This window comes from Candidatus Bathyarchaeota archaeon (genome assembly GCA_026014805.1).
Classification (GTDB): domain Archaea; phylum Thermoproteota; class Bathyarchaeia; order Bathyarchaeales; family SOJC01; genus JAGLZW01.
Genome location: JAOZHR010000016.1, coordinates 31,874 through 57,499 on the forward strand (window position 1 = coordinate 31,874; position 25,626 = coordinate 57,499).

General features: G+C 41.4%; 23 protein-coding genes. 2 read left to right on the forward strand and 21 right to left on the reverse strand.

What is annotated here, in order from left to right:
• Positions 1–10: 10 nt before the first annotated feature.
• From NWE91_03885 to NWE91_03985, 21 genes are all read right to left on the reverse strand, one after another.
• Positions 11–733, reverse strand: coding sequence for an FkbM family methyltransferase (locus NWE91_03885; protein ID MCW3985535.1), 723 nt, complete (start codon positions 731–733; stop codon positions 11–13).
• Complete coding sequence (locus tag NWE91_03890) at positions 678–5,045, reverse strand: hypothetical protein (GenBank protein MCW3985536.1); 4,368 nt, start codon at positions 5,043–5,045, stop codon at positions 678–680. Before NWE91_03890 ends, NWE91_03885 begins: the two co-directional genes overlap by 56 nt.
• Before the next feature lie 475 nt (positions 5,046–5,520).
• A complete protein-coding gene (locus NWE91_03895; GenBank protein MCW3985537.1) occupies positions 5,521–6,600 on the reverse strand; it encodes a glycosyltransferase family 4 protein in 1,080 nt (359 codons plus the stop codon).
• Between the two features lie 77 nt (positions 6,601–6,677).
• Positions 6,678–8,321, reverse strand: a complete 1,644-nt coding sequence (locus tag NWE91_03900) for a CDP-glycerol glycerophosphotransferase family protein (protein ID MCW3985538.1) — start codon at positions 8,319–8,321, stop codon at positions 6,678–6,680.
• Between the two features lie 169 nt (positions 8,322–8,490).
• The gene (locus tag NWE91_03905; protein ID MCW3985539.1) at positions 8,491–9,660 is read right to left on the reverse strand and encodes a glycosyltransferase family 4 protein; all 1,170 of its coding nucleotides are present in this window, start codon (positions 9,658–9,660) and stop codon (positions 8,491–8,493) included.
• Between the two features lie 79 nt (positions 9,661–9,739).
• The gene (locus NWE91_03910) at positions 9,740–10,552 is read right to left on the reverse strand and encodes a polysaccharide deacetylase family protein (GenBank protein ID MCW3985540.1); all 813 of its coding nucleotides are present in this window, start codon (positions 10,550–10,552) and stop codon (positions 9,740–9,742) included.
• Positions 10,553–10,724: 172 nt separating this feature from the next.
• Entirely contained in the window at positions 10,725–11,603 is an 879-nt protein-coding gene (locus NWE91_03915; protein ID MCW3985541.1) for a glycosyltransferase, read from the reverse strand.
• A 5-nt stretch (positions 11,604–11,608) separates the two neighbouring features.
• Positions 11,609–12,127, reverse strand: a complete 519-nt coding sequence (locus NWE91_03920) for a glycosyltransferase (protein ID MCW3985542.1) — start codon at positions 12,125–12,127, stop codon at positions 11,609–11,611.
• Between the two features lie 80 nt (positions 12,128–12,207).
• Complete coding sequence (locus NWE91_03925; GenBank protein MCW3985543.1) at positions 12,208–12,963, reverse strand: class I SAM-dependent methyltransferase; 756 nt, start codon at positions 12,961–12,963, stop codon at positions 12,208–12,210.
• Complete coding sequence (locus tag NWE91_03930) at positions 12,960–14,174, reverse strand: glycosyltransferase family 4 protein (GenBank protein MCW3985544.1); 1,215 nt, start codon at positions 14,172–14,174, stop codon at positions 12,960–12,962. The genes NWE91_03925 and NWE91_03930 overlap by 4 nt, the downstream gene beginning before the upstream one ends.
• Positions 14,175–14,242: 68 nt before the next feature.
• Complete coding sequence (locus NWE91_03935; protein ID MCW3985545.1) at positions 14,243–15,433, reverse strand: hypothetical protein; 1,191 nt, start codon at positions 15,431–15,433, stop codon at positions 14,243–14,245.
• The gene (locus NWE91_03940) at positions 15,430–16,413 is read right to left on the reverse strand and encodes an NAD-dependent epimerase/dehydratase family protein (protein ID MCW3985546.1); all 984 of its coding nucleotides are present in this window, start codon (positions 16,411–16,413) and stop codon (positions 15,430–15,432) included. Before NWE91_03940 ends, NWE91_03935 begins: the two co-directional genes overlap by 4 nt.
• A gap of 24 nt (positions 16,414–16,437) precedes the next feature.
• Complete coding sequence (locus tag NWE91_03945) at positions 16,438–17,364, reverse strand: NAD(P)-dependent oxidoreductase (GenBank protein MCW3985547.1); 927 nt, start codon at positions 17,362–17,364, stop codon at positions 16,438–16,440.
• Positions 17,357–18,436 carry a UDP-N-acetylglucosamine 2-epimerase (non-hydrolyzing) gene (gene wecB / locus NWE91_03950; protein MCW3985548.1) on the reverse strand — a complete coding sequence of 360 codons (1,080 nt, stop codon included), beginning with the start codon at positions 18,434–18,436 and terminating at the stop codon, positions 17,357–17,359. The genes NWE91_03945 and wecB overlap by 8 nt, the downstream gene beginning before the upstream one ends.
• A complete protein-coding gene (locus NWE91_03955; protein ID MCW3985549.1) occupies positions 18,433–18,768 on the reverse strand; it encodes a TIGR04076 family protein in 336 nt (111 codons plus the stop codon). Before NWE91_03955 ends, wecB begins: the two co-directional genes overlap by 4 nt.
• Positions 18,749–19,720 (reverse strand): glycosyltransferase family 2 protein, encoded by a 972-nt coding sequence (locus NWE91_03960; protein MCW3985550.1) that lies wholly within the window; start codon positions 19,718–19,720, stop codon positions 18,749–18,751. Before NWE91_03960 ends, NWE91_03955 begins: the two co-directional genes overlap by 20 nt.
• A gap of 9 nt (positions 19,721–19,729) precedes the next feature.
• Positions 19,730–21,391 carry a hypothetical protein gene (locus NWE91_03965; protein ID MCW3985551.1) on the reverse strand — a complete coding sequence of 554 codons (1,662 nt, stop codon included), beginning with the start codon at positions 21,389–21,391 and terminating at the stop codon, positions 19,730–19,732.
• A complete protein-coding gene (locus tag NWE91_03970) occupies positions 21,336–22,370 on the reverse strand; it encodes an SDR family NAD(P)-dependent oxidoreductase (GenBank protein MCW3985552.1) in 1,035 nt (344 codons plus the stop codon). Before NWE91_03970 ends, NWE91_03965 begins: the two co-directional genes overlap by 56 nt.
• Positions 22,367–23,692: a glycosyltransferase family 2 protein gene (locus tag NWE91_03975; GenBank protein MCW3985553.1), complete on the reverse strand. Its 1,326-nt coding sequence runs from the start codon at positions 23,690–23,692 to the stop codon at positions 22,367–22,369. The genes NWE91_03970 and NWE91_03975 overlap by 4 nt, the downstream gene beginning before the upstream one ends.
• 234 nt (positions 23,693–23,926) lie before the next feature.
• Positions 23,927–24,304 carry a hypothetical protein gene (locus tag NWE91_03980; protein MCW3985554.1) on the reverse strand — a complete coding sequence of 126 codons (378 nt, stop codon included), beginning with the start codon at positions 24,302–24,304 and terminating at the stop codon, positions 23,927–23,929.
• Between the two features lie 8 nt (positions 24,305–24,312).
• Positions 24,313–24,450: an AbrB/MazE/SpoVT family DNA-binding domain-containing protein gene (locus tag NWE91_03985; GenBank protein MCW3985555.1), complete on the reverse strand. Its 138-nt coding sequence runs from the start codon at positions 24,448–24,450 to the stop codon at positions 24,313–24,315.
• A gap of 288 nt (positions 24,451–24,738) precedes the next feature.
• Here NWE91_03985 and NWE91_03990 point away from each other — a divergent pair, with 288 nt between their 5' ends.
• Together NWE91_03990 and NWE91_03995 are read left to right on the forward strand one after the other, a co-directional pair.
• Complete coding sequence (locus NWE91_03990; protein ID MCW3985556.1) at positions 24,739–25,071, forward strand: PadR family transcriptional regulator; 333 nt, start codon at positions 24,739–24,741, stop codon at positions 25,069–25,071.
• Positions 25,072–25,229: 158 nt separating this feature from the next.
• On the forward strand, positions 25,230–25,625 hold the full coding sequence (locus NWE91_03995) for a hypothetical protein (GenBank protein MCW3985557.1): 396 nt from the start codon (positions 25,230–25,232) through the stop codon (positions 25,623–25,625).
• Position 25,626: the final 1 nt, after the last annotated feature.

Genomic DNA, 25,626 nt, shown 5'->3' on the forward strand with positions numbered 1-25,626 from the left:
AGCCCCCAGCTTAATCTACGCATACTTTTCTATGCGCCGTCCGGTTGCGCGCACCGTATATGATGTCATCTTCTATATATACTCGAAATCCCTTCTCAATTAGTATGCGAGCGATTCCAGCAGATGTTTTCAGTCCGTTTCTTTGATGGTATGAAGCAACAACAATTTTGGATGTTCTCCTCAAGGTTTCTTTAGCTCCTTCTAACGCTTCAATCTCCGCCCCTTCTATGTCCATTTTGATAAAATCAACAAGAGGTAAACGCAAGTTCATTACAATGCTATCCAAGGTGTCTGCGTTCACCGTTATCTTACAGTTTGTTATGTGAGATTTATTTAACACCTTAACATCTCTAATTAGGCTATGCCCACTCGATGAGAGCCCTAAATACAGAAGCAATTTCCTTCTACAATCCCAGACTGCTTTTTCCACAACCAAGACATTGCTCAGTTTTCGCAATCTAATATTATGAAGTAGACATCGCAAATTCTTTGGTTCAGGCTCAATCGCTACAACTCTGCTTGCTCTTTTTGCAACCAAAATGGTGAACAAACCAATATGAGCTCCTACATCAATAACCACATCACCCTTCTGAACACGAAAGAACTTTTCATAATTATGGACTAAGCGAGGTATTTTATAACCCACAAGTTTGTCTTGAATCATGTAGCAATAACTTTTAAACAACTCGAAGGGGGTGTTGAGAGTTTTGAGTCTTCGTTTTATAGTGGTCAATTTCGATGTCTCTTAAAACTCGTTTATAGGGGTGTGCACAATTATTTTTATCTGTTGTTTTCACTGTTTTTCTAGGTGAGTTTGCCGGGACTGACCACATCGCACTATTCAGAGTCTTTTGGGGTTCCTTCTTTCGTTGTTTGATCGTTCGTTTTTTAAGTCGTTTCTCAGTTCTTCTTAAATGCAGATTCCAAGACAGCAGAAATATATTAAAAACTATTAACCACGCTATGGGTGAAAAAGTTTCTTTTAGGCTTTCCCATTCATTCCATTTAACGGTTGGAGGATTAGTCGTGACAGGACCACTCCAAGTAAAGTTATCTGCGAAAGTGAAGATGTCTGACAAAGACGCATCGAACTCGATTGTACCATTGATTTGCACGTCTTGACCGTATATGTCTGAACGTACCATTCTTTTTAACTTCTGAGTCAGTGATAGACCCCATGTATACGTCTCCTTGAACAAAGCTTCTCCATCGACTAGGAAGTGCGGCTCCCTCATGTAAAATACGTGATCACCACTTATCGATAATTCTAAGTGTGATCCACAATCAACATTAATGTCGCTTCCATTAGAAAAACTCAGATAAAGAGTTATGTTGCTTCCTCCTACGGCTACTATTGATTGGTTAGTGCCCATCTGTGGGTAAAATCCCCTTCCTTGAAGTATTTTTATGTAGGAACTGCGAATAGTAACATTTTTGCCGCCTTCAATCGAAACCGATGTGACATTTCTAAGCCGCTCATGCGAGTCGTCAGATGTGATGCTCAATGTTACAGGATTCATTTCCGATGGAAAGATGATGGAAGAGGATTTAGCTTCAACTATACCCTCTAAAACGGCTTCCTTAAAAATCCATGTGTTGCTGTAAACAATCCATTGAGTCTTTCCATTATGTTTAGGAAGATCTAGACCGATAGTATCTAATAGGTTTTGAAAAACAGAAAAAAACTTTTGGCCAGAAACTTCGTTCGAAAGTAACGTTTCAATCAATGGATAAATATTCACATAGATAATCTCTTTTCCATTAATGGGTGTTTTGGCTGCAAGTGGAATCAATCCTTCATCTGATATATACCAACTCAGCGCTTCAACACCTTGGTTTACATCTAATGGAGTAACTTCAATATCAGCTGGCAGCGTTAACTCCAAATTTCTCCCAATGATTTTTGATGCGTTTACTTTCTTAATGGGAAATTCAAACTTCAATCTTACCTGAGATAATCCAGAAGACTTTGAGTCTCTACCATCTTCAGGAGGCATTTTCAGCAATATATTGATTCGGTAGGAGCTACCACTTCTTTCCGCAGTTACCATTCCTGCACTCGAGTTGTAGAATAGGTCGCTTCTTACGCCATCAATAGAATACACTGTATCTATCAAGGCTTTCCCTGAGCCATTAGGTAATGTGATCGGTACATAAGCGGAACCATTGAAAATGAATAATTTTGCATCGTATTCATCATCTAAGTTGCCACATATTATTGCTTCAATGTTGGACCACCTACCCACGTCAAACTCAATCTCGTCTAGATACCATATTCCAGAGCTCGCGCAACTCTCTGTTATTCCGATTAGTATTCTCGTGATCTTGCTCCATTGCGGATTGCCACTAAGACTTTTTGCAAACGTTAGATTGCTCATGACATATTCTCCAAAAGGGATTTTCATCGGCAAGATTACTTTTTTCCAGCCTTTCCAGCTATCTTTGAAAACGTACCAATAATAACCTTCGTCGGATAAGGCTTGAAAATAATAGTTCTTTCCATCACCATACCCATACCAATTGAAGATAAAGAAGTCATATGTGGACCAATTTTGAGGTGTACTGTAGACGTGTTCTATCGCCCACTTTTTATATGGTCCGTCTGCCACACCAATCTTCAACCCGTTGAGACCTTTGGCTTTGATGGATAAACTATCTGTCAGTTGCGGAGTGTCTACACCGCCATGCTCGTCCGCAGACCCGTGTACATAAGGATTCCAGAACATGGATTGATTGTCGCCAACCATTGTAAAAGAGTGATCTGCATCATTATCAATAATGAACTCAACACTGCCATCTATGTTGGAAACATTGAATTTTGTTAACGCTGTTGAGTAGTCATGAATTTGATGCAAGTATGAATCAGTTGAATTGTTCGTTAATGATATCTCGTTTACTGAATTAAACAGAGTGTTTGCTATTTGGTTATGATCATCCATATTAAGAATGATAATTTTCTCTACTGGGTTGTTCTCTAAGAAGTTTAGGATACCATCTATTGATTTCGTTTCCCACGCATTAGAAGGAACTATGATTATTTTGCTGTCTATACTTCTATCCGAATCAAGTAACACAGTGTAGTTGTATCGACCTGAGAATAACATATCATAAGCAAAATAATAGTTGTCCGTTGTAGGGGTAGTAGGGATAATAAGAGTAACGTCACTTTTTGAGACTGGAGGGGCGCCTTCCATTCTGTAAATCTTCACCTCAGAATTATTGTAGACTACTGTGGAATACTTAAGCAAGTGCTGAGCAAGATATCCGTTAGCATATTTCCTTTGCAGAATTTCAAGGTCTCTCTCGTGCATATATACATATGATGGCAGAAATTCTGGATGATACAAAATTGTTAACGTTTCTTCAGGATACTTCGCGTCAAATAAAGAGTTCAGTTTAGGAGGAGAATAGATCGTTGTCAAATCCAAATGGTCTATTGAGCCACCAGGAGCTGCATAAACAAAAGTAGGATGTTGCCTTGAACCTTGTGGATGCTCTTCAACAAGATAATTCAAGGCACCCATTTCTTCTTCATCTAAGATCCAGCCAGATTCACTATTGACGTTTGCACGATATTTCCAATACTCCATAGTTAGAAAGGTCGAAGTAATCCCGCTAATCGTTATGAGCCCAAGCAAAAATACAGAACAAATGATTTTCATGTTCCTAAAGTACATTAGCCTCTTTACTTTAGGTGACGAAACTCGATTCCATATTTCAAGTAATGCCACCGGAGCCATCATCGAACAGGCAGAGAAAAGGAGCGGAAACAATCGCCTTTCCCAATAACCTGTTATAAAGAAGGCTGAGTTTGCAAAAGACACTATTCTAGAAAACGCTAGTGTTGAAGCTGCAAAGAAGATGAATACAGTTACTGCCTGATTTCTATAACTTTTAGCAATAACACCTATTCCTATCAAGGCAAATAATCCGTTGATCCCTAAAAGAGTTGGATAAAGTAACAGCGGAATATTGTAAATAGGCGAAACGTCATACACGAAGAAATCAATAGAAAAGAACCATGTAACCAAAAGTCCTATGAATAAGAATGATGAAAAAAACAAGAACGATTTGATGTGACCTAGTTTAACCGTTATGGAAACTCCTTTCCAACCACGGGATGTCAAAAGATACAAGAATGAAGTTAATCCAATCAGGCCCAGTGCATAAAATTGGGCTAATGAAAATCCTTGTTGAACGGCTAGATTAATGGTTAGAGTTGTTAGTAATGCGACCACAAGTCCGATTGTAGTTGAGAGCAATGTATCATCCAAACGTAATCCAATTCTTGGCGCAAACATTGCCACAACTGTCAATATAATTATAAAGATGACTAAGTATGGAAAGTAACTAAAAAAAAGGGTAACTATCAGGATGGATAAGATAGATATGTACGCCTTTCTACGCACTCGATTTTCGCTCAGCAAATATAAAAGTGCAAAAAGAAAAACAATGCCCAATGTTTCAGCTCTGAATCGCCCCCAAACACCAATCCCACCATTTCGGCTTATGTCCCAATAGGTCTTGAACATGGTGTCACTAAGGATGTCAAATTCAGGCAAGTCAAGGTTTATCAATTTTTCCTTGAGGAAATAAACCCACCCAAACCCAGAGAATGTTGAGAAAAGGAAAGTAGCCAATACTGGAAGTCTTTTATCTATTCCGTTGAGATACTTCTTTGCAGTAACAAAAAAGGAAAGAAGTACAAAAATGCCCAAATATGCTATTGACACCTGAAAGCTAGACATAGATGCGAATGACAAATCGTTAGAATTGAAAGACAACAAGTAGACAACCCCTAGACTGTGATCAAACCACAAATAATTACTATTCTCGCTTATTGAACGTGCGGCCACAAAATGATCATAGGGATCAAGCCCTGGATCCAGACCCACTTCAGGGTAGATAATCATGACATTAAATACAAATAGCCAAGAAATCAAAGCTAGAATCAATATGTCAACTAGCTTAAAAGTAGAAATGAAAGGACCATCATTTTTCTTTGAGGTTCTTTTGCTAATAAACTGATTCTTAGCAAATGACATAAAGGATAATAAAAAGTAACAAAAGCTGAGAATTAAAGCTATTTGCGATCGTTGTTCCACAACAAGAAATAGAACGGTGGAAAGTAGACCTGTTAGAAATATGCTTAAGGTGAAGGAGAAAACCGCAATCACCATAAATGAACCTTGGTTTCTAGGCTTTATCAAACGCAAAAGGACATAGCCTGGCATTATTAAGGAAACAATAATTGAGAAAATGCAGCTAAATTGAGTATAAAATTGAAAAGCGTTTGTTAAAAGAACGAAAAGGGCTACTATTACAAAAGAGCAATCAATATATAGATGTATCTTATGTGGCAATACCATTCTTACCTCTGTATTTGTAGACAACAACAAATAAATCAGAATAACTGCTAAAATCTGAAAAACAAATAGGAAATATCTCATCCAGTGCTCTAACAGCAATAAAGTAGGTAAGGAACATAGAAAGGCAAAGAACAGCATAAAAGAATTTTTGCTAACATTCATTTTTCTCAAGTACCATTTCAAATTCTTTTTCCCATTGCTTAACTATTATTTCCCAATCAAATTTCTCACCGTGTTCCCTAGCTTTTATTCCCATTTCACGTCTAAGGGCACAATCGCCCATCAAAATCTCTAACTTATCCATCATCTCCTCGATATTCCCAACAATGAAGCCAGTCTCGCCGTCGATAACAGTTTCAGGTTTATAATCATTAAAAACAATAGTTGGCAATCCAGTTGCAGCTGCCTCAATTGTAACCTTAGGGAAGCCTTCACGAACAGATGGAAAAAGAAAAATATCTGCCTTTTGCATCAAAGAAACAAGTTCATTTAGCGGCAAATGCCCATGAATACGCACGTTTTTGAGGTTAAATCTTTCTTTCATGTTTAACAACATTCCTTGCAGAGGACCTGATCCAACCAAGTCAAAATCCATATTTCGAAAACGCTTTGCAGCCTCAAGAACTAGAAAGGGTCTCTTTCTTTGCTGGAACGATCCTACATACAAAACGTCAAGTCTGTCCTTTTTTCTTCTCGGCAGGTAAACGAAAATCTTGGTATTGACACCAGTATAAATGACGGGTGTTTTTATATTATAATTCCTTTTCACGGTCTCTGCAACATACTTACTATTACTGTAGACGTAATCGCATTTGTATAAATTCGATCGCTCTATAAACTCAGCACACGTGCTTCGGTTTAGACCAGTTACTATATTCTCAACACTGTAAATGTTAACCTTTTTATCTCCTAATAGCTTTCTGAATGTTAAATATATGTAACCATTGAGAAACCTTGGAAAGAAAAATAGGTCGCCTTTTTCAAAAAAACGCCGTAGTTCAGACAGGAAAGTTATAAATCTTATTGGTCTTCCGTGTAAGTTACGTGCTCTGATGCAACGAACATTCTTTTTAGTTAGAAGCTTTCTATCAGGCTTAGCCAAATAAAGTAAAGTAACATTAAACCGGGAAGAGTCAAGCCTTCTGGCCATCTCACGCGCGTTGAGGTTTTGGGCGTTATAATTATCTTCGTCGCAATAAGCTTGCATAAAGAGGCGTATCTTTTTCGTCATTATATACCATCACATTACGTGCGCGTATCGCAAAAGAATGGAAACTTTCCCACGAATGCTATCGGAAAGGATTATGGCTACTCCCCAACCATTTCTTTAATTAGCCCAAGAACATTCTTGGTTGCATTCCCAACATCATGCAGGTGATATTCAACAAATTCGTTCATATTAATTTCTAATTCTACGCGCGTTTTTTCGTCAAATAATGCTTTTCTTATCGTGAGTGCAACATCTTTTTCATCGTAAGCCCCTAACGCTACTCCACTTTCAACATACCCCATCGGTTCCATATGCCCTACCAAGTCAATTATAACTACCGGCTTATTCAATATCATCGCCTCTATGGTAACAGTCGATGAAACTGTTGCCACGAGGTCGCATGCAAAAAGAGCTTCAGAAGTGTTTGCTTTAGGGTTCAAAATTAAAGCGCTATAACCCTCTTCCTGTAAGACCTTTCTATGCCATTTTTCACTGTCACATGGATGTGGCTTTATTATCGTTTGAACATTCTTCAACGTCTTCAAGGAGTTTATGGCAATTCGCAGAAATTTTTCTGATGTCGAGCGATTCTGAGTTATTAGCAGAACTATCTTCTTATCAAAATCGAGTTTGTGATCTTTAAGAAACCTCTTTTTATCAAATATTTCTTCAGCTTTCGCTAGTATGTCATATCTAGGTTGACCTGTTACTTCAACTGTGTCATTTGGGTAGTCACAATATTTGGTTAAAACATCTTTTGCATATTCTCCATAAACGGCCGTTTTATCGGGAATTAAGGTGTAATTTACTGATGCCTTCACAGAAATCTCAGAAGGAAAATGAATGTAGCCTGCATGGTGGGAATAGATAATTCCATGTTGCATAGCCAATGTTGGAATACCAGCAAGTTTTCCAGCTAATGTCGCGGCTTTTCCTATAATTGAATATTCATCAGATATTAGGATCAAATCTGGCTTCTCAACGTTTACGGCTTTCCTCAAAAGCTCTGTGTATAGGATAGTGTTGAAGGTCACATACTTAGCTAAATGATCAAAAGTAGGTTTCAATAGCCTAAATAGATTTAGGTCATTGAAATTTAACGAGTCTATGAAGTCGGGATCACTATACAATTCTTTCCAAATTCTTTTGAACTTTTGAGAATGTTTGAAAATTCTGCTGAGTACTCCAAAAGTCATGAAAGATTCGACTGTTTTCCAGAGACCGCTATTATATCTAGCTTTTTCAAAGAGCTTCCTCAGGTCTAGCAATTGCATGGATGCAACTACGATATCTTGATCCAGTGCTATGATATTATACTTCATTCCACAACGCTTGATTAGATTGCCGAAAACCGAATCTTGTTTTGGGCTCTTCGACATAGGTTCATGTGCGTCAACCCAGTTAGAACCGATGATCATAATTCTGTTTGTCTTTCCATCAATCCAACTCCGTTTCTTCATCAATAGATTTCCAATAGCAAATCTTGTAATTGTCTTGGCAAAAAGAAAGAGCTTGCCAAATCGATTCATCATACATTTCAAAATGTAATCAGTAGATGATTGAGACGTGATGCAAGACATAGCTTTTATATCTGAATAAACATGTTGTTGGTAGAACCACCATAGCGAGATTTTGCTATATGCTAAAATTTCCTTAATATTTCTCCCCCTAGTTACTTTCAAATTCGACCATTGGTTTATCCATCTGATTAGTTTTTCATTATTTGAATAAATGGCATTCATCTTTTCTTCTTTGATATAATTGCTTTGGGCGTTATATAATCGCCCCACCTTGACTGCTGTGTGCACATTACAACACTTTTCACGAATCCATGAAAGGAATTCCGCCTTAGAAATTCTCTTAAAAAATAAAGGGGAAATGTAAGACAGCAGTATATTTCGTTTATCTTCTTCATTGGTTTATATGAGCGTCCTTCTGCGCTAACCTTGTACATGCACTTGAACGATAAATGTGTTCCATTCTCTCAGTTATTATTTCCCAATTCAAAGATTTAAAGATCAAATTAACTGCATTCATACCGTAATCTCTTCTTAGATCTTCATCTAGAATTAACTTTTCTAGAAGATCGGCGAGTTTACCTGCATCGCCCCTCTTGAACGTTGGCATTTTTGCTGTTTTAATATAAAACTCGTTATCAAATGCATCATCTCGAGGAGGCTCATATGTGGGGGCTATGACCGGTATTCCACAAGCCATTGCTTCCAGAATAGATATCGAGGGATCTCCTGGCCAGATAGCGATATCTGCAGCATTATAGTATTTAGCTAACTTTTTCCTATATACTGTTGGAAGAAATTGTACAATCTTGCTAATCAGACTCCGATCCATAATAGAGCGCAAGAATCGCATGTATTCATCAACACCGTTTCCCACTAGTACAACCCGAAGTTTCCTAAGCAACAAGGGTCTAATTTTAGATAATGCATAAAAAAGAATTTCCAGATCTTTACCTAGCACTACTTTTCCACTATAAACTAAAAGGATTTGATCCTTGGTTATACCTAATTCTTTTCTAGTGTCATTCTTTGCCTTAATATTGGGCTTAAAAAGCTCAACATCAACACCATGTCTACTTATCACAATACGATGCTCGGAAACTCTAAAATGCTTTCGAAGCCATCTTGCAGAGCCTCCAGAAACCGCAAAATAGACATCAACTTTAGGATCTATAAGGGGAAAAATACATTTTTGGAAAAAAATGTACGCGGATTTCCTCCATAGACCTGGACTAAATATTCCTGTGATCGAATCAACAAATAGGCAGTAGTTGAACTGCCTTTTTAGATGGGCGAGCTGAAGTAACGTCGGATAAAAAAGGTCATGGCAATGCACAACCTCAGGCTTAAAGTCTTTCAAAACAGCTTTCAAGCCACATATAGTAAGAGGTGTATCAAATATGTCTATGAGTTGCGGTAGCCTATAGACCAATATTTCTTCTTCGATGCTTTTACCTTTTCTTTCCAGCTTCCTAGCGTCTTCGCCCAGCATGATTTCCACGGTTTTTCCCTTCCTAGAAGATGTCATCACGGCTACGTCATTTCCGTGTTGTGATTGTGACAGCGCAATGTAAGTCTCTGCGTATCCTAGTTCAGGTTGAAAATATTGTACTACATGTAGAATCCTCGTACATCACGCCCTCCTACATCTTCGATGGTTCTGCTTCCAATCGTTTTATCAGATTATGTACTGTCAATATATCGCCACCACATTCTCTAGTTAATTCTATTAGTTCTACAAGACGATTGAGCTTTATTCTTGCACGAGATTTGGCTCTGTTACTTCCCTCAAAAAGTTCCCAAGGATGAAAGATTGTAACAATTATCCTAACCATCTCCTTTGAAGAAGAACCGCGCAGTTCATTCAAGAATGTTCTAAATCGATTTTCTTCTATTCCTAAAATTGGTAGATAAGGGCTAGATAGCGGAGACTTTCTTGGCATAGGGTAAACCGTTATGGGAACCTGCCATACGGGTGCTGCCCCCAACCTGCTTAAATCATCAAAAGAAGAATGATAAGGAGTGGAGGAAAAGCCATATGCGATGTTGTATAAAGAGCTATCTGCCGTTATGCCATATTTGTGCATAATCGTTAACCATCTTCCTTCTAGAGCAAGGAATGGTGCTCTAAACGATCTTACATCTTCTCCTGAAAATTGTTTTATCAATAGAATGCTCTTCCTTAGACTCCTCTCCACTTCAGACTTGGAAAACCAATTCCCTTTGGGCCAAAATCTTGTATAGCTCTCATGCGAAAATCCATGTGATCCGATTTCGCTGTCATGGCATAGAAGATTTTTCACTTTTTTGCTAAGAATCTTGCAAAAAACACCCTCCAGAAAATATGTTGCTGGACAAGCTAACTTGTTCATCACACTTACGGTTTCTTCCAATCCGGCTAACGCGCAATCAATTTCATCGTGCCTGATGAGATTGCGCCAAGTCGCGAGTTTCATTTGACGCGGAGGAGGCAGCTCCACGTCAAAAGTTGGAACCAACAAAATTCTTGGGCAATCTGCATGAAGACGTTTGAAAGTAATGGGGGGTTCTCCAACCGGTAGTTTTCTAATACTGAAAAGAATGTTTGATATCGGGATTCTAAGAATAAGTGGTAACATATTTGTCTGATTAGAAGGAATATAGTAAATATCCTATTAACAGACCAAAGACCTGCAAAAGCTTTGCAGAAACAAATCCAGGAAGATACCTTGCATAACGCGGATGTTTTTGAAATGATAATAAGTATAGAAGGAATACTTTTGTATAACTCTCTGATACGAATCGCGATTTTCTCGTAAAGTTTCTCAAATTCTTACCATAGTTGTACTTCTTTAGGAATTCTTTTCGAATTGATTCTGAGGTGTGATGCACAATTACGTTCTTAGCTCTAGCCACAGCATAGTTTTTTTGATTAATCTTCTCTCCGAAAACCACATCTTCGCCTATAACTAGCTCTGGGTCAAATCCTCCGATATCTTCAAATACGGAAGATCTGCAAAAGCGTATTGGAGAGTTAGGCAGATTAACCCTGTTTTTAAGTGAATAATAAGCAATTATATCGCCAAGAATTCTGCTTTTTGCAATATAGCTATTGCCTGTATCGAAAGTTGTTACATAGATAGCATCAATTTTTTCTGAAGAACAAAGACTAACGCATTCTTGAATCAACTCAGGAGTGGCAAATTCATCAGAATCAATAAACAGTAGAAATTGACCTGCTGCATATCTAGCGCCATAATTTCGTTGAGCAGAACGCCCGCCACCCTTGAGCAATATTCTAACTCCTCTGTGTCGCTTTACAATTTCTAAAGTGTCGTCAGTGCTAAATCGATCAATTACTATAATTTCGATATTCTTATATGATTGATTAAGGATTGAGCAAATACAATCTTCGATATATTCCTGTGAATCCCAAGTGGGTATAATTACTGAAACCTGTGCTATCGTGCCCAAAGCCAAGGATAGCTTTTCACAATTTTCATCGCTATCTTTCTTTGTGCAGCCCATCAGTTTCACCTCGTGGAATGGGGATATAATTGTGTACGTTCAAGAATACTCTTCAACTCCAGTCCTATTACATTTATTGTTACATATCTTTCCACATTCTTTCTGCCTTTTCGACCCATCTCTCTAGCTTTTTCATGGTTCTCCTTCAACAGAAAAATTGCTTCGGCGAGTTTTTTATAGTTCCCTGGCTTAACTACTATCCCCGAGTTTGTCTCTTTTACGTATTCTGTTGGTTGCCCTTCCGCACAGCATATTATCGGCTTACCTACTGCTTGATATTCGTAAAGTTTTGATGATATCCCGAGGTATGGTTTTCCAAGATCTCTCAGCGGTAAGATCAGCGTATCGGCTTTACTTAGTAACTCAGCTACCTCACTTCTGCTGAGAGTTTTTTTCATCAGTCTCACGTTCTTTAAGCTCAGCTCCATGATCGCGGATTCTATGTAGCTTGCAAGTTCTCCTTTTCCTTGAAGCATAAACTTCGACTTGATGCCCTCTTCTAGCAAGCCCCTTAGTAACTTTATATATCACATTAGTAATGCCGTCAGCCACCCCAAGTGAAGGTGGGTAAATATATGCAACATGAAGTATTCTCAATGGCTATCTACTTGCTCGTCGTTCCCACAGCGACAATAGTGGAGTTTAGATATCTGACACCAGGGACTATTTCGAGAAAACTCTCAAGCAAATATATCACTTTGACTAAGGATGGATGGAGTTTTATCCCTGCAATCTTGAGAAGCCGTGCAACAGGGAAAGCAAAGAAGAACAACCCAACATATCTTCTAACAGCAAAATCGGCTAGACTCAGCATTTTCCGTAAAGATTCCGGTGTGAATTGCTTTTCCCCTTTTGTATGTGCTTCCATTGGGAATAATTTCCTCCCAACCGCTGACAGAGGATTAAGCAAATTAGGTTCCATGAACATGAACTCTGAGTTGTTAACCAATACTCTTTTCAGACTGCTCCACACTTGTCCAATATCGCTAAAGTGATGCAAAATAGATATTCCAATTATGCAATCAAAAACTGCGTCTCTAAATGGCAGTTTTGCTCCGTCGCACACGATGAATTCTGCTCTAGGGCATACAAGTTTAGCGTTTCTTGCCATGTTCGCACTTATATCTACCCCAACAATATCGAATCCCCATTTAAACAACAACAAAGAAAGCCACCCTCCACCACAGCCATAATCCAAGATCATACTTGGCCTAGCAGCCTCAATTTCAGATTTGATCAAATCAATTTCTCTGCGCCGGATAACGTTTGGAAAAACAGCGGCATCATAGCTTTCAGTTTCGCCAGTGACAGGCGAAACCTGAGCTCTGGCATATACATTGATTTCATCTTTCACGCTCATTGTTTTCTGACCATACTCAAGATCTTCTTCAACTCAAATCCAATCATCTTTATCGTCAAATAATTCTCTACATGCCTTTTTCCTCGTCTACCCATCTCCATCATTCGTCCAAGATCCCCCCTCAAAGAAACGACTACTTCAGCAAGCCTCTCATGGTCGCCCGGTCTGACTACTATCCCTGATTTCGTCTCTTCCACATAATCGGCTGGTTGCCCCTCCGCACAACATATTATCGGCTTTTCCACGCCTTGATACTCATAGAGCTTTGATGACATTCCGAGATAAGGCTCACCGAAATCTTTGAGAGGAAGGATCAAAGCATCAGCTAGACTTAGTAGCCCAGCCACTTCCTCTCTACTGAAAACCTTTTCAATTACCTTAACGTTCTTCAACTTCAGCTCCCCGATCTTTGATCTTACGGTGTCCGCAAGTTCACCTCTTCCTTGAAGAACAAACTCAACTCCATCATCCTTCTCTTGTACGATTTTGGCAGCTTTGAGGACTTGCTCGAAGTCATAGGCAACTGAGAAGGCCCCAGAATAAAGGACTCGGAACTTCTTCGCTCTACCTGCCCAGTGAGATGCGTTTGGCTTGAATACGGTCAGGTCTACGCCACCTCTTACCACATACATTTTTCTTCTTTCCACATGATATTTTTTGGAGATGTAGTCGACGTATCCTGGGCTTATTGGCGTGATGGCTTTTGCTTTCCCATACACCATTCTTGCGACAAGTTCAGCTGCCTTCGACAGCGTAGAACCTTCCTTCATGAACTCAAGGTCATACAAATCTTTCAGCAGCAGGTCATCCACATTTGAGGTTACAGGTTTTCTCTTCATTTTACCATAGACTAGTGCAGGAATCAAGGAGATTATGTCTGGATTTGCGGCCCATATTACATCGATTTTTCCTACGAATGGTAAAGCAAATAATGACGAAATCATAAACGACACAAATAGGATTATTCTTCTAGCTAGACCCGTCGATTCCAATGGTAGAATAAATGTTCTTACAACTCTCATTCTTCCAAAATGTTCCACTTTAATGGGAAGCCACCTGTACTTCTTAGGTATTTTGCCATGGGGATAATGTGGGAAAGCTGTTATTACGGTGACTCGGCATCCATTCAAAACAAGGCCTTTAGCTGCATTATATGCCCTTGTTGCAGCTCCTCCCAAATCCGGCGGGAAGTATTGCCCAATTATAAGCACATTCAAATCAATATCTCTTACATTTCAGCCGTTTTGATTTCACTCGCAATAGAACTGGGTTCCCGAATCTACCGTTTTAAAATCTTTTTCAGAAGCTTTGGCCTGTACTTATCTACGGCTTCATCAACTCGCTCCTTTGTAACTTCCAACTCGTCAAAAGTCCTCATCAACGAAGGAATCCTAGGAGCGTTATGCGAAAGACACCTCTTTAACGCTTCACCTCTGGAAAGTTGTCCTTCCCGAACAAGCTTGCTGTAATGTTCATCGAATTCCGTGAATCCAACTAGCCTATAATACAGATAATCAATCAGCGGATACATAGAGTCGTCTACCCTCCAAGTGGCTGTTGTATCAGACGCTCCTTCCCAACCTAATTCTCTGCGTACGGTTGACACGACTTCCTTTTCGTTCCAGTATATGTAGTCGTAGAAGCCTAATGGAGCAATTCCCTTTGGCTTAGAAATTGACTCAAAAAGGTAGACGTACATACCTTTCACATATTCCTTAAATACAGACCAGCGAAGATTACGCCAATTCCTTACATATTCGAGTCCAAGAAGGACTGACAACTTAACCTTGCCATACTTGGAATACATCCCCCGCTCGTCTGGGAAAACTCCCAAAAACCCCGTCTTGAAATGTTCTTGCTCAAAACAGCTATTACCTACATTGTTTCCTCCCAAAACCAAATGTATTCCGTTTTCCTTTGCATGTCTGTATATCCGAAGGTTCATCGTCTTATCACCAGCGTTCAACACAGGAACTATTGTGTTAATTGAAGGCTTCTTGAGCCACGCATGAAACTTTATCTTCGTGTTCTTCTTTGCTGTTTTAATCTGATTTTCATCTTTCAACCACACGTGATCCACATCCAACGCGCGTGTAGCTTTCTCTATGTTTCGATAACCTTCCGGTCTAATAGCGCCGCTATCAACTGTCAAAGCAAGAACCCTCATCTTGTATTTCTTGACTATTTGATGCAGAACGAAGGAACTGTCCCGTCCGCCGCTTATCGGAACAAGACAATCATATTTCTCTCCTGCGTTTCTGTACGCGTCTAAAACTGTGCATAATGCCTCTTCTCCATAAACCTCAACCGGCTCATAATCTAAGCAGTAGTTGCATACACCATCCTCGTCAAATTCTATTCCTGGAAACGTTTCAGGCAAAATACACTTTGTGCACCTTATCATATCACTGAAAGTCTCTTCGAAGCCCACTGGGTCAACCATCTGGATGCCAACTCCAAGGCTTTTCAATTCACACACCTCCCAATGTTATCCCAGTTCTCGCGGAACCAACCCAAAGTCTTCTCCAAACCATCACTAATTTTAGTTCTAGGCTCATAGCCCAGAATTTTTCTAGCCTTTTCTATAGAAGCTCTTCTTTTCACTACCTTGTCCCAGTTTCTTTTAGGTCCTAAAACTGTTCCAGCCTCGTTTCCCGTAAGCTCGTTAATCCAATTCGCTAAGTCGATTACTCTTGTCTCAGTTTCAGAGGCTAAGTTGATAGCTTCACCCGCCGCTTCATTAATCGTCCCCAACCTAAGCGTTCCATCAACAATATCATCAACAAAAGTGAAGTCTCTAGTCTCCTCACCAGTTCCTGTGATTGGCAAGACCTTCTTATTTAGAGCCAACCAAGTAAAATTAGGTATCACGTTCCTGTACCTGCCCGGCACCTCTCCAGGTCCATAAACATTGAAATACCGCGCGATTGCCACCGGAAGCCCATAATAGTTGTGGAAATAGTAGCAGTAGAGCTCTCCAAGCAATTTGTGAATCTGATATGGCGTGTCAAGATGAAGTGAAACAAAATCTTCCTTTAGCGGCAGCGGGGCTTGACTGCCATAAACTGAACAGCCAGAGGACGCAAACACAAATTTTTCTACGCCAACGAGATTTGAATATTGAAGCACCTTTAAAGTGCCTTGCCCGTTAACGAGCAAGTCTGTTTCAGGGTGATCCACAGAATTTTGATTTGCAAAATGGGCCGCTAGGTGAAAAACGTATTGTGGCTTCGCGGAAAAGGCATGTTTCAAATGTTCTTCGTTCAAGATGCTTCCATGAATGAACACAAGCTTGGGATGATTCGGCAAATTCCACCTATACGAAGCTGAAAGATCATCCAAGACAACAATTTTTTCAGCATTCGCGTCAATCAACCTTCGAACCAAATTACTTCCGATACACCCAGAGCCACCAGTAATCAATACACATTTTCCTTCATAATGGCTCATAAAAGACTCCATACTCGCAAACTCCTAAACGTTATAGAACTTTCGCATCCACTTTATAGTTCGTGGGATTCCCTCTTCTAATGGCACAGTAATCTTGTGATTCAAGTCTCTTACAGCTTTAGAAGAGTCCGGCTTCTTAACCCTCGTAGTAAAAGGCTCAGCCTCTCCGTATGTAACCTTAGAGTCGCTCTTCCCAAGATTCTTCAAAATCAGGTCTGATAGATACTTAATTTCATATTGCCGTTCGCTTCCAAGATTATAGACTTCGCCTGGCTTGAAGCTGTCAATAATGTTAGCGAATGTCCTGCAAATGTCCTCTACGTACTCGAATGTCCGCTTATGACCAAGAAAAACCGTGTATAGTTGATCATGCAAAGCCTTGAAAATGAACTTAGGAACAACCCCTCTATACGGCGTATAATGCTCTCTTGGACCATAAACATTAAACAAACGGACTCTAACGGTTTCTGTTCCAAACATGCCCGCCGAATTAAGTATCTGCAACTCATTAACCCACTTAGCTATCGCGTAATCGTTCATCTGTTTAATCGGAATCTTCTCCATAACATCCTCACTCATAACGCCATCGTAGTCACCATAGACCTCTGCACTACCGAAAAAGATCATTCGAAACTTTTTCTTCTCCTGAAGCTTGATAACGTTTTTAGTTCCCACAGCGTTCGTAAGCCACAGGTTTTCGTAGTAGTCTTCACCGTTCCATCTGCCGTACTCTGCAGCAGCATGATAAACATAATCAAAATCATGCTTCGCAAACATACGTTCAACTTGTCTAAACCTGCCCACATCACAACGAACATAATTCTCCATCTCTGCGTGCATAAGGTCACAAGCCCAAACATCATACCCACGTTTCTCCAATTCGGCTACTAAATTCGACCCGATGAACCCCCGCCCACCCGTCACCAAAACCTTAACAATTGACCTAGTCAATTTTCTCTTTTAGCACCTTAACTATTCTTTCCGCAGCGTCACCATCACCAAACGGATTCTCCCAGTTGTTGTTGCCACTGAGCATTAACTTTGTCTTATCCACAATTTCGTAAGGATCAGTTCCAGCTAGCACGTTAGCTCCGACCTCCAAAGTCTCAGGCCTCTCAGTATTGTACCTCAAAGTTACACACGGAACCCCTAGAATACACGCTTCCTCCTGCACGCCCCCCGAATCTGTCAAAACAAGTTTAGCATTACTCTCAAGATGCAGGAACTCCAGATAATCCAAAGGCTCGACAAACGTAACCCCATTCACCTCAACATCGAACACTCTAAGCTGCTTCTTAGCTCTAGGATGAATCGGATACACAACCTTGAAACCAAACTCTTCCTGCACCAATTCCAAACCCTTCAGAATCCCGCGGAATCTTTTCTCATTATCAACATTCTCTTGACGATGAACCGTGACCAAAAAGTAACCCTCATCATCAACGCCAAAATGGTTATGAATGCCATCTTTCCTCTTTGATATCTCCAAATTCTGATAAACAGCGTCAACAACCGTGTTGCCAGTCACAAAAATCTTGTCTTCAGAAATCCCTTCACCAAGCAGTATCTGCCTAGACTTCTCAGTAGGTACAAACAACAAATCTGAACAATGATCTGCTAAGACTCTGTTGACTTCCTCAGGCATCTCCCGGTCATAACTTCTCAAACCAGCCTCCACATGCCCAACCTTAACACCAAGCTTCGACGCAGCTAAGGCCCCAGCAAGAACAGTGTTAGTGTCACCTTCAACCAAAACACAGTCCGGCTCCTCCCTCCGAAGAACCCTCTCAATCCCAATCAGCATCCTCCCAGTCTGCTCCCCATGAGTCCCCGACCCCACATCAAGATTATACTCTGCCTCAGGCAATTCAAGCTGCTCAAAGAAAACCCGATCCATATTATACGAATAATGCTGCCCCGTATGAAGAACAAAATAATCCAAGCCTAAACGTTCACATTCACGAATAATAGGTGAGAACTTAATAATCTCAGGACGAGTGCCCAGAACGATAGAAATCTTCACTCTTGACAGCCTTCCTTCTTAATCCTTCGACACTTGAAAATCACCGTTCCCCCACGCGTGTAAGGCTCGCCAGGATCAACGCATTGAATATACGCGTGCTCTCTATCTCCAGGCTTCGACAACCCCAACCCAACAGGATCGTCACCTCTCTCCAGCACCAACACATAATGCAACAGCGAAGAAAGCGCGTGCACACACAAAGCATCAGTCTTTCCCAAAACTATCTCAGGATCATCAATCACTATTTTATCGCCAACCTTATGCACAGGACAGTAGCCACGTATCTCGCAAACCTCTATTTCCAGCACCAAGTCACTCTTCACGCTTTGCATTAGTTTTTTCTGCAAGCCGCAAAATAGCATACAGCGTAATTGCAGTGGACAAGGCAAAGAACCCCATTAACATGAAGGTCATTGAAGCCAACGCTATGTTCGTAACTATTTGACGTCCTACGGAGTAGATTTGCAGCATCCAAATCCCAAAAAACATGCCTATTGCCAATAAGATGATACCAGGTACTCCAAGGAAAACTAGAGGCCTTTCCTCTACAATCAACCTTACAAGAGACCATACAACACTTGCCCCATGCCTAAATGGATTTTGCGTCGATGTCTTCTCTACACCCGAATAATTACATTCAAGCGGAACCTCCACAAGGCGTAACCCTTGCTCCTTGGCTTTGAACAAAACCTCAACACTCACACCCATCCCATTTTCAAGAAGCAACAACTTTTCCAAAGCAGCCCTACTGTACGCCCGACAACCATTCTGAGCATCAGTGATGACGCACTTCGAGGCAGCAGTAGTCAGCTTGGTAATCGCCTTTATGCCCACCCGCCTGTAAAACGGAAGCCCATTGCCACCGTTCTTCTGCATCCCATCTAAAAACCTAGATCCTATAACCACGTCTGCCTTATCGTCAAGGATTGGTTGAATCAACAACGAGGTTTTACTAACATCATGTTGTCCATCACCGTCAAGCGTCACCAAAATGTCCGCACTTAACCTTTTTGTTTCCTTAAACAACGACTGCACAGCAGCCCCATATCCCTTGTTAACATCATGCCTAACAACAATAGCTCCAAGCCGCTCAGCAATCTCACCGGTCGAATCTGAAGATCCATCATCACAAACCACGACAACATCTGCATACTTCTGAGCGTCCAAAACCACCCGCGCAATACTTCTCTCCTCATTATACGCCGGAATACCAATAGCAATCAAAGGCTTCTCAACCAACACCGCGCCTTTTTCAAATTCACCCTTGACTTCTTCCACAGTCACCAATAGCTTCTAACCCCCGTACTCATAAACCGAAATCCTACCAGCGCTAAAAACCTCCTCAAAGCCTTGAGGAACCTTGAAACCATACCAGCCAATGTCAGTATTCCACCACACAAGCCAAAAACGACCATAACCACGTTCAGCCGCCAAACTAACTGCACCGAAAACATCGTTCTTAAAGAACACAATAGTATGCTGTTCATCCAGAGAAAATCTAGCCCAATAGAAGAGTGCATCATGAGCCAAAAAACAAGAACTACCATCCATCGTTACATCTACCCATCGAAACGCCTCAACCGTACCATCCACATCGCTTAAAGGAACAGCATTAGAGAGCATAGTTGAAGGCAAATAGTTCACTGTAGTGGGAAGACCGAAAACTCCACCCCTCCCGAATAATGTTGGCGAAGTCATAAAAACGAAGCCGCAAACCACAGAAGCCAACACCAACCCCTTAGCCACTCTCTTCGAAACCTTCAACGAACCAAAATGACGAAACGACACAGCAACAGGCTTAACCGAGTGCAAAACCCTCACAAAGCCATTAGCCGCATAATAAGTCAACGGAAACACCAACATAAGCATCAACCTGTTCCACAAGTCCAAAGCAAAAAAGGGCAGTACCAAGCAGCCGAAGGCTCCTACGCAAAGCAGAATCATCCAAGCGTCCACCGCCGGATGTCTGAAAAAACCCACAATTGCAAGAGGAAGAATCGCGACGTACAATAACGCAAACAGCGAAGCAACAGAGGCTGCCAAATCAAGATAAGTTGGATAGTACTGAACAGTGTCAACTACGCTAAGATAGTTTGTAAAGAAACGCAGCAGCCCAGAATAATGTCCCTGACTCTGAAAGACCCTCAAAACATTCGACTGGACAACGGAGTACCTCGGAGAAATTATTGGAAAAACACTTACGACGAAGACCCCCGCAGCTGGCAAAGTGGCCGCGAGAACCTTCAGAGCCGTACGACCTCTCGCTCTAAGCAGATGTGAAGCCGCAACACCTAAGACAGACACAAACAACAGCACTGAGCCGTACTCGTGGCTAAAAACAACTAAAACCGATAAGACGCTAAATAACGCCAAGCTTTTCAAGTCAAGTTTATCCTTCAAAATCCAAGGCAGCGTGAAAAGCAAAACTCCTAACCCCAACATGTTCCTGTAAAAATGCCACGAAATCCCAAGAATAGCAACTTGAAACGAAAACAGCCCCGCCGCAAACAAGCTTTTCCTTGCTGACCAGTTAAAAGCCTTGGTCGCCAAATAATATACTCCACACACATTTAACCCAAAAAGCAGCGGCATAGCTATCTTTAGCAGAAGAAACGGCTCAACCCTCAACAAACTATACCCAGACACCAACAAAGCATACAGAAGCCAACCACTGAAAACTCCGCTCCAATGAGCCCACACAACCCCCTCCTCAATCCTCCAAGCATAATAAATCGTGTCAAAGCCAATCGGATACGGATAAGACAGCAGCTCCGGAATCGCCCTAACGGCCACCCCAAATGCAAACGCCATCAACAACCCAGTTCTCACCGAAGGACGAAAAGCGGAAAGCCAATTCTCAACCCTTATCACAACAAAACTCCCATTCTTGCTACTGATCTCAAGATGCAAAAGACCGAAGACCCTGCTCAGTTTTCTCCAATTGCGTGAAGCCATGCGCTAATACAGCCTGATTTGCAGGGGTCTCTTCTTTCCACTGATCCAGCAAGCCTTGCAAACCCATCTCCAACGAAATCTTCGGCTCATACCCCAAGCCTTCCCTTACCTTCGCAATATCTGCAAAACTATGCTTCAAATCGCCCACACGTGCTGCTTCATACGTGATTTCCACATGGTTGCCCACAAGCTCCACAAGAGTCTTAGCTAACTCGCTTATTCTAACCGATCGTCCATACGCCACATTAAACACCTGACCGCCAGCATCCTTAACGTTTAGAGCCAACCAAACAGCCTCAGCAACATCAAAAACATGAACAAAATCCCTCGTCTGCGAACCATCACCATAGACAACCAGAGGCCTGTCAGAAAACAGATTCTCGAAAAACCTAGTTATGACGCCGCTATACATGTCTTCTCTCCTCTGCCTAGGCCCATACACGTTAAAGGGACGCAACACAACAGTCTCCAACCCATACGAACGCCCAAAAGCCCGACAATAATACTCTGCAGCCAGCTTAGAAGCAGCATAAGGCGACAAAGGACACACAGGATGCTTCTCATCAACTGGAAAGTAACAGGGCTCACCATAAACGGCACAAGAGGAAACAAACAGAAACCTCTGAACGTCGCCGTCCAAGCACGCATTCAACAGATTCAACGTACCCTCCACGTTCGCCCTATTCGTCGAAAGAGGGTGCTCCACCGAAAAGGGAATGCTAGTTACAGCGGCTAAGTGGACAACACTATCAGCGTTCTTGACAAGTTTTTCAACAAGCTCACTGTCTTGTATGTCGCCTTTAACAAACTCAACGCTCCCACCCTCCATGTAACGTTGCAGGTTTTCTAACAGCCCAGTCGACAAATTATCAAGCACACAAACCTTACAGCCCATCATAACAAGCTTGTCAACAACATGGCTACCGATGAACCCCGCCCCACCCGTGACAAGAACCCTCAAGTCAACCACTTTTCTCATCCAAACGGTTTCCCAGCGGCATCGAGAGACTGCCTTCTCTCCGCACAACTCGAGACAACAAGACAATCCGGCAAAGCTGAACCAGCTACAGCAATGACCCCCGTCTTCGGCGTTCGATTCCACTCCTTTGGCGCCCTGCAAAGAATCTTTATCAAAGCCCAAGTTGCCAAGAAAACCTGGAACGACCAGTAAGCGTATATAAAAGGAAGCCACAGCAAATCCTTAATTCTTCTCGGCCTTGTGGTGTACAGCAACGCCAGAGCCCCAGCCACAATTGAACCTGTTAGAAGGCCCCACCCGACCAAAGTTATAGCGAAGACAACCGAACTGTCCAACTGGTAGAAAACTAAGGGGCCCAGTATGTAGCTTAAAAGCGAAATAATCAGCACAAAAGGTCCCAAAAGCGTTACTTCAGCATCAAAAACTCTTAAACTAGGTCTCTCCATTAAACGCCCATACTTAAAGGCAACTTCCATAGACCCTCTAAACCACCTAATTCTCTGACGAAACATCTGAACTAAGGTTTCCGGACTCTCCTGCCACGACTGAACATCACCTGCGTACTTAATTCGATGCCCTTTCTGCGTAAGCCGCGCAGACATCTCCATATCCTCTGAAAGATGCTTCTCACTCCATCCTCCAAGGCTCTCCAAAACGCTTCTACGAATGAACTGGCAGCTCCCCTTCAAATGAACAAACAAGTTCAAAGTGTCCTTTCCCTTCAGATAACCCTCAAACCACACAGCCTCTTCGTAAGACACAAACTTCGTGAGCATGTTAACACCTGAATTCAACGTAAACGTTCTACCTTGAAGAGCAGCAATTGTCTCATCTTGAAAATGCTTCGCGGCATTAAGCAAAGCATCTTGCTCTGGCACATTATCTGCGTCAAACACAGCTATTATATCGCCGCTAGAGATTCTCAATGCTCGATTCAAAGCAGAAGGTTTCCCAGTGGAATCTCCCCCACGGACTATCTTTAACCGCCCACCAAAATCCTTCACATACTTCTCACAAACTTCTAATGTAGCATCAGTTGAACCATCCTCCACCACGATTACTTCAACTTTTTTCCTTGGATAATTTTGCTTTAAGAGAGCACCTAACAATCGAGGAAGAACAGATTCTTCATTCTTCGCTGGAATAACAACTGAGAACGTAGGAAGATTCTTCTCGAACACCGCCTTTCGCCCAAAAGATTGCTTCTTAGCTCCATCACGGCGGAAACTTCTAATTCCAACTATCAACACGGGCAAGTTGTAAAGCGCCCAAGAATAAACCACGGCAGACAATACAATTAAGAGAACAGTAAACAAACTCATGCCCCTCTATATCGACGGTTTAAGCTTAAGCATTTTACCTTCAATTTCTGCTAATCCCCTAACCTGCGTACTTCAGAACAAACTATCTTGCAAATGAGCATTGAATATAAATCGCTTGTGAATCCTTGGTAAAGTTGCCTCTGATTGAAATCCGAATCCAACAGCTCTCACGCAGGCGCACGATCAAAACGGGTTCGCACACAAACTAGCCTGATAGTCTAACGCGTGCACGCATCATACCCTAAATGAAGACGGCGTATTCATCATGGTCACCGCTAAAAACTGGATAAACTCTTTATTACTCATCCATTCTCTGGCGGATTTGTTCCCCCACGACTGGGCGATAAGGCTTATTTTTTTAGCGAGTGGTCTACCGACTTCTCTCATCATACGTGCAACATGGCTTTCCAACGCAGTTAACAGCTTCTTTACAATCGATGTTAGAACCTTTGCCAGCAATGTGCTGCGGACCTTATCCACAACTTTTATGACTGAGTTAATCAGCCCTCGCTCCATTCCACTTAACGTCTTAAACCACACACGGCGTCTAAACGCCTTAGCCCTCAACATGATTAAACCACATCTATCTAGCGAACCCAGCTTCGAAGTCATTCCACAAATCACCTAACTCTTCTAACCCGACACTCCACCAAGTTGCCTTTCTTTAGTTTCAACGCGTCCCTAACCTCTTTAGGAATAGTTATTCTTCCCTCAACTCGCACATACACTGTGAACGCTTTTTCTTCTTCGTTGGTCAAGGTTGACGGCAACCATGTGTGGCGACGTTTTTCTACAATTTATGTAGATGACTTATAAAGTTTATTTATAGAACTGAATACTAGAAAAGAACTAAACCTGGTCTAGACATAACACCCACCACAGATGCACGTGTCTATCCAACAGGTAGACCAATTTGAACCTAAAACAAACTCACCTTGAATCAAAATAACAGTTTCCATGCTCCATTCAGATTCAGAATCCAAACAAATAGAAAAGCTTTATAGAAATAAAATACAGAACAAAATCTGATTTGGAGACTGATTAATTTGGCACAAAAAATAGTGGAAGAATTACGTGGAAGAACAATCAAAAGTTTCTTAGACATACTAATCCTGTCGCAGCTAAGCGAGGTTACAATGAGCGGGTATGACCTCATAGCCTTAATCCACAAAAAATTCGATTATCTAGTGAGCTCAGGCACAGTTTACTCCACACTGTATTCGATGGAAAGAAACGGCCTAATCAAAGGATCCTACGATGAACGAAGAAGGATTTACGTGCTAACAAAGAAGGGCATGGAAGACTTACAAAGCATCAAACGAGCAAATGGAGAAATTAGAAACCTCATAAGAAATATCTTACAACTCAAGACAGCTTAAAGCCCAGCGCAAGTCACCAACCAAGAAATACTGTTCAACGCGTAGATGAAAGCCTGAGCAAACTGATTCCACATACTCACTTCAACTGCAAACGTGGGAAAACACAAAAATTTAACTTCCCAAAGGCTCGATATACACCAGCACGAGGAACTAAAGAAGTGCACATTGAGAAACTAAGCAAACTCCTCCCCTTCTTAATAGTGGACGGCGCAATAATCATAATCATAATTTTGTCACTACAGCTAGACTGGATCGTAAACAATACACTATATTATTACGGGCTTCAATTCAGCTTAGGCTGGGCGAATATTTACTGGACAACCTTTAGAATAACCCTCGGACTGCTCTGCTTCACACTAGTCGCCACTACTCTAATCGGCTACTTCTCCTACAAAAAATCAAGGAACGAAATAGCAAGAACAGTTTTTGTCTGCAAATCTTGCGGAAACGCCTTAACCAAACTCGGCGGCAACATCAGCATGAACGAAGCTTTACCGAAATTCAAAGTTCTGAAAAAATGCCCCTTCTGCGACAAGAAATTACTAGAGAAATAAA